Source organism: Salibaculum griseiflavum, assembly GCF_003129565.1.
Classification (GTDB): Bacteria; Pseudomonadota; Alphaproteobacteria; order Rhodobacterales; family Rhodobacteraceae; genus Salibaculum; species Salibaculum griseiflavum.
Map to the genome: position 1 here is coordinate 1 of NZ_QETF01000034.1, position 4569 is coordinate 4569.

The window sequence follows — 4569 nt, forward strand, 5'->3', positions numbered from 1 at the left end:
AGTGGCGGAAGATCAACGGGCCAAGCCGTCTGCCCGAGGTTATTCAGGGGATTGAATTCAAAGACGGGATCAAGCAACTTCAAGCCGCCGCCTGATGACGGCCGTCACCAACTTTTGGGCATATCTCAGCGCGGCTACCACCTGTTTCTGCTTTCTTGTTGGCCATCATGGGCTGCAACAGCGACCGCATGTCCGCCAAAACCCGCTCAAGATCAGCGTGAGCAGGCACAGAAACCACAAAGCGATCTTCTACACTGGACGCACCGATTGGCGGGTTTTCAAGGCGTAGGCTCAGCCCCGGCGGCTCGCAAAACAGATAACGGCCAAAACGCGGCCACCAGTCTCTAAACTTGTAATCGAAGGCACGGCGAAAATCGTGCACCACAGTACCTTCAGGAAGCGCACCGGTTTTAACCGCGTTGCGAAAGTCTTCGTTCAAGCGAATGAAGCGCCACCAGTAATAGTAGACGCTGCAATGCCAGCCGGGCGCATCTGGGTACGGCGGATTGGGCTGCTTCGCTGAAGAAACATCGTTTGACAGCAGTCGGTCAGGCTTCGGCGGCGCATAGCGGAAGAACAGCACATCTCCGCCACGCCGTCTGAAAAAGTCTTCGTACATCCGCGCCTCCACAAAGCACAACCCAAGGGTGCAATCGCACCCCCAGACCGCCAATTCCAACATCACTCATCCAAGATGGTTACTGGATAGAGTGTCAAGCGGCCATTTCAGCGACCTTCCTTTCACCGGCGCAGCCCCGCGTCGGGCCATTAACATAAGGAGGACCCAAGATGGCGAATACATACAAACAGAAACTTGCTACGGAGATCGAAGCGCTCAGCAGCCGTCGCGAGCAGTGGGAGAACGATCAGCTTAAAGCAGCAAACGAAAAGCTGTACGAGATCCTCGCTGACTGCTTCACGCTCATGAATGACGTGATGCGCAAAGACAGCAACGCGAAAGCGCTCAACAGCTTGCTGACTGATCTTGGAATGAAACCCAAGAACAACACGAGCATTGCCTTGCGTGTTATTCGCGCTGTTTTTGGAAAGGAAGGAAAGCGCGAACACGCTTACGCTCGTGTTCTCAAGGTCGCTGCGCTGGAAATTGCTGAAGATCAGTCGCTTGCGAGCTTCATTCAAGAGCGTGGTGGTATCGAAGAAATCCGTCGCACTCCGTCTGCGTCAAAGAAAAATCTTTCGAGCGAAGACTATAAGACGATTGCAAAGAGCGTTTTCGCCGAGACACCGAACACTGTCAGCGCTTATCAGCTTCCTGAAACTGTCAAGTTTACCGATGCTGATAAACAGTTCGCAGTCGCTGTCTTGCGTATTGATGAAAATGCTCAAGCGCACGTTCTACACAGCACGACGCACGAGAAGCTTGTCAACACCGCTCTGTCTGTCGCTGGAAAAGAAATCCACGACCTGCAAGAGAGCGCTGACACAACTGCAGAACACGACGAGTACATCAACACGCTCACATCTGTGCTCACCAAGTTTCACGCGAGCTTGACCTTTGACCCCGCGCAAAGCGAAGCGCCCGCGTCGACAGACGAAGCAGCTGCAAACGTCACCCTTGAAGAATCGTAACCAAAGCCGAATGCAGCGCGATTATTCGCGCTGCATTCCCTCGATGCACATCAAGCAGAAAAGGAAAAGACATGAACTTTGAGAAAAAATACGAACCGCAGACAATCCGTGACCTTGTGTTTGCAGATGCTGCCGCACAACAGATCGTGACGAAATATGCAAACAGCTACCCCAGCAAACACCTGGTTTTGTTTGGTGAGCCTGGAGCAGGAAAGACTGTCACCGCTCGCGTCATTGCGAAAGAACGATCGCGTCAATTTCACCAAGCTCAAGACTATCTTGAAGTGAATGGTGGTCAGTTCACGTCTGAAACGCTCGCGAAAATTGGAGGTTTCCAAAACTTCACCCGCCTCAGCGACGGACCCGTCACGGTAATCATCAACGAAATCAATCTTCTTGATCCGACACAAATGTCAGAACTCCGTGCCATTTTAGACAGCAACCAAGATTTGAGCATCATAGCGACAACAAATGAAACAACCGTCGCAACCAAGCAGCACAATATGCTCAAGAAAGCTTTTTATAACCGTTTTCTTGAGCTGCCATTGAAAGTGCCGCCTCTCAATGCGTGGATATCTCGTGCGCAAGCAATCCTTCAAGCTGAAGGATACAACTGGACGCCGCAACAAGTAGCGACGCTTCTGCAAGGCAGCGATAGCAGCGCACGCGACATTATCCTGAAAATCGAACTGAGCATCTGAACCAGTTGCAGCGCTGATCCCGACAGCGCTGCATGTTCTCCAAATGGAAAGGAAATCCTATGTCTAAAGTCACACTGAATAATATCACCGTGGACCTGACGCACCCGCTTCGCCGCAGTATTATCGAACTTAGCAATGTCGTAGAGGCAGCCGCCAAGCGACAGTCTGACTTGGTCTGGGATCATGGTCTTCTAAATGACTTTGTGTGCAAGATTGCTGTCGAACTGCTGGAACTCGTTACACAAGAGAAAAGCTATTTGGAGGCTACTCTAATGCGGGGCTATCTTAACAACACGAACACCGCTGATCTTGCATTTGAGCTTATCAGCCAAATCCGTCCGGATGCATACGACCCTGTCATCAGGCGTGTTTTCGGAGGAAGCGAGTAGATTTCGGTCGTTCTGCGTTTGTTCTGATCATACGCTTGCACTGTAACGCACTTACAGGAGCAAGCGTATGACCCAACTGAGCAAGCTTTCATTCAAAACTGTCGAACGTGCGAGCCCAGCAAAAGACCCGGTGCTGGAGCGACGCAACAAGCTGGTGGCGGCACTGGACGAACAGAAACTGGCGCTCGCTGCCACATTGAAAGGCGAAACCCACACCAAACAACACGCCAAATGGATTACCAACGAACAAGGCGAGCGTTTACAGGCGAAAACACAGCGGCCAGTCAAACCTTGGTTTTTTGAACAAGATGGCGGCTGGTATGTGCAATGCCGCTATGGCGCTCGCGTGTTGTTGGTTGACGGCAAAAACAACGCCGCCTTTGTCAGCAAGCTTGAACAGGTCGGTTCAGTTCTGGATGCTTTCCGCGCAGCCGCCCAAGCAGGTGAACTTGACACGGCCATTGCTCGTGCAGCAGAGCGCAAACGGACGGCCAAATGACAGAGGACCACACAGACCGCATTCGCAAATTGAATGATCAGGCGCGGCAGTCTTTTACGGGTTGCCGGGTCTTCATCACACCGGGCATTCAAGCGCTGGACGATATAGACGCGGTCATGTGCAAGGTGCAGCAGTTCGATGAATTCACCCCCGACAATGACCCCTATGGCGAGCACGACTTTGGGTCGTTCCGCCACAACGGCGACACTGTGTTCTGGAAATGGGATTATTTCGATCTGGACTTGCAGATGCACTCACCTGACGCAAGTGATCCAGCTGTCACGGCTCGGGTGCTGACAGTGATGCTGGCCGACGAATACTGAAACGACCGTATTCGAGCAGGTCATTCGTTTCCATCTGCTCGTTCAAGCCATTTGGCTGGCCTAAATGGTCACGCTGTTTCAGCAAGATAACACATCTGCGTCGCATCTGTGTGCTGTTCGATCTGTTCGCGCTCGCTATCGCCTCGCCTCACCGATCGTCACCGCGTTTTGTTTCAACTCGAAATCGCTCAAACTGCAGTGCTGATTTAAGTGATGTTTTGTGAAGGGATATTTTCTTTTGGCATCTGCAATGAGCCATCAGACCAACGCCTATTGAGGCGTCGGTCTAAAAGCGCATCGCTGCAATCTGCAGTCGCGCACCAGGCTGTGTAACCAAACCCAAATTGGGAAGAGCGGGTTTTGCGATCATCTCTATTACAGGCTACCACGCAAACATAGGACCCACACAGCAAGGCGACCCTATGTCATCACGGTTCTCTTATGAGGTTGTCATCCGTGTCACTTTTGCCGAGCGTTCCCGGCCAACCATTACGACTTCGCAAACGTCATATCACTTCCGTTTTTTCAGGATAAAAGGATGTCTCTCCAGTGGGATTGCGTTTCAGGCATCCTGCGCAAAGCACAGGGTAGTGCGAAGAAGACGAACAACGAGCAGTTCGGATTTGCTTACCCCCTCACATCAGGACGGATTTGCAGCACAATTATCGTCGGCGTGCTAACCTTGATCTCGTTTGTAGCCTGTTCAAATGCCTCGTCGTGTCTTGCCTTACTCGTTTATTTATCACTGACGCAGAAAAACCGCCTCAAAAACAGGTGCTGACGGATCAAGAAGCGAGAGAATACGCGGCAACATCCGACTGAATGGTTGCTGTCGCATTCTTGATCCAAGCACGAACAGCAGCAACAGGTCCAACGCCAATGCCTGCAATACCAAGGTATTGCACCTCAAACAGGCCTGCATGGCTATCGTCGCACCAATCACCGCCACTGTCCGAAATCCAATCGCGCATTTGTGCAACGGGATTGTCGCTGGCCTGTAGCAACTCGATCACTTCCTGTAGGTCGTGTCTCGCAGTCATTTTGCCCTCCACGTCTTGCAACAACGG

The 4569-nt window shown here is 51.8% G+C and carries 7 protein-coding genes; 5 read left to right on the top strand and 2 right to left on the bottom strand.

Annotated elements, in window-relative coordinates; translation table 11 throughout:
• Window positions 1-79: 79 nt before the first annotated feature.
• Window positions 80-682 carry a hypothetical protein gene (locus DFK10_RS16380; RefSeq protein WP_146193298.1) on the bottom strand — a complete coding sequence of 201 codons (603 nt, stop codon included), beginning with the start codon at window positions 680-682 and terminating at the stop codon, window positions 80-82.
• 107 nt (window positions 683-789) lie between these two features.
• Here DFK10_RS16380 and DFK10_RS16070 point away from each other — a divergent pair, with 107 nt between their 5' ends.
• The 5 genes from DFK10_RS16070 to DFK10_RS16090 all read left to right on the top strand — a co-directional run bounded on the left by DFK10_RS16070 (window position 790) and on the right by DFK10_RS16090 (window position 3502).
• A complete protein-coding gene (locus tag DFK10_RS16070) occupies window positions 790-1590 on the top strand; it encodes a hypothetical protein (protein WP_109390048.1) in 801 nt (266 codons plus the stop codon).
• A gap of 71 nt (window positions 1591-1661) precedes the next feature.
• Window positions 1662-2291, top strand: coding sequence for an ATP-binding protein (locus DFK10_RS16075; RefSeq protein WP_217810195.1), 630 nt, complete (start codon window positions 1662-1664; stop codon window positions 2289-2291).
• Window positions 2292-2350: 59 nt separating this feature from the next.
• Window positions 2351-2680, top strand: coding sequence for a hypothetical protein (locus tag DFK10_RS16080; RefSeq protein WP_109390050.1), 330 nt, complete (start codon window positions 2351-2353; stop codon window positions 2678-2680).
• Window positions 2681-2747: 67 nt separating this feature from the next.
• Window positions 2748-3179: a hypothetical protein gene (locus tag DFK10_RS16570; RefSeq protein WP_217810196.1), complete on the top strand. Its 432-nt coding sequence runs from the start codon at window positions 2748-2750 to the stop codon at window positions 3177-3179.
• The gene (locus tag DFK10_RS16090) at window positions 3176-3502 is read left to right on the top strand and encodes a DUF3768 domain-containing protein (protein ID WP_109390051.1); all 327 of its coding nucleotides are present in this window, start codon (window positions 3176-3178) and stop codon (window positions 3500-3502) included. The genes DFK10_RS16570 and DFK10_RS16090 overlap by 4 nt, the downstream gene beginning before the upstream one ends.
• A 785-nt stretch (window positions 3503-4287) precedes the next feature.
• Here the strand turns inward: DFK10_RS16090 and DFK10_RS16095 are convergent.
• Window positions 4288-4569: hypothetical protein (locus tag DFK10_RS16095; RefSeq protein WP_217810197.1), on the bottom strand; the 282-nt coding region annotated here is incomplete at its 5' end.

What these genes read in the sequence shown, in the direction of transcription:
- DFK10_RS16075 (WP_217810195.1), top strand. Translation starts at nt 1,662, where the DNA reads ATGAACTTTGAGAAAAAATACGAACCGCAGACAATCCGTGACCTTGTG.
- DFK10_RS16380 (WP_146193298.1), bottom strand. Translation starts at nt 682, where the DNA reads ATGTTGGAATTGGCGGTCTGGGGGTGCGATTGCACCCTTGGGTTGTGC.
- DFK10_RS16070 (WP_109390048.1), top strand. Translation starts at nt 790, where the DNA reads ATGGCGAATACATACAAACAGAAACTTGCTACGGAGATCGAAGCGCTC.
- DFK10_RS16090 (WP_109390051.1), top strand. Translation starts at nt 3,176, where the DNA reads ATGACAGAGGACCACACAGACCGCATTCGCAAATTGAATGATCAGGCG.
- DFK10_RS16080 (WP_109390050.1), top strand. Translation starts at nt 2,351, where the DNA reads ATGTCTAAAGTCACACTGAATAATATCACCGTGGACCTGACGCACCCG.
- DFK10_RS16570 (WP_217810196.1), top strand. Translation starts at nt 2,748, where the DNA reads ATGACCCAACTGAGCAAGCTTTCATTCAAAACTGTCGAACGTGCGAGC.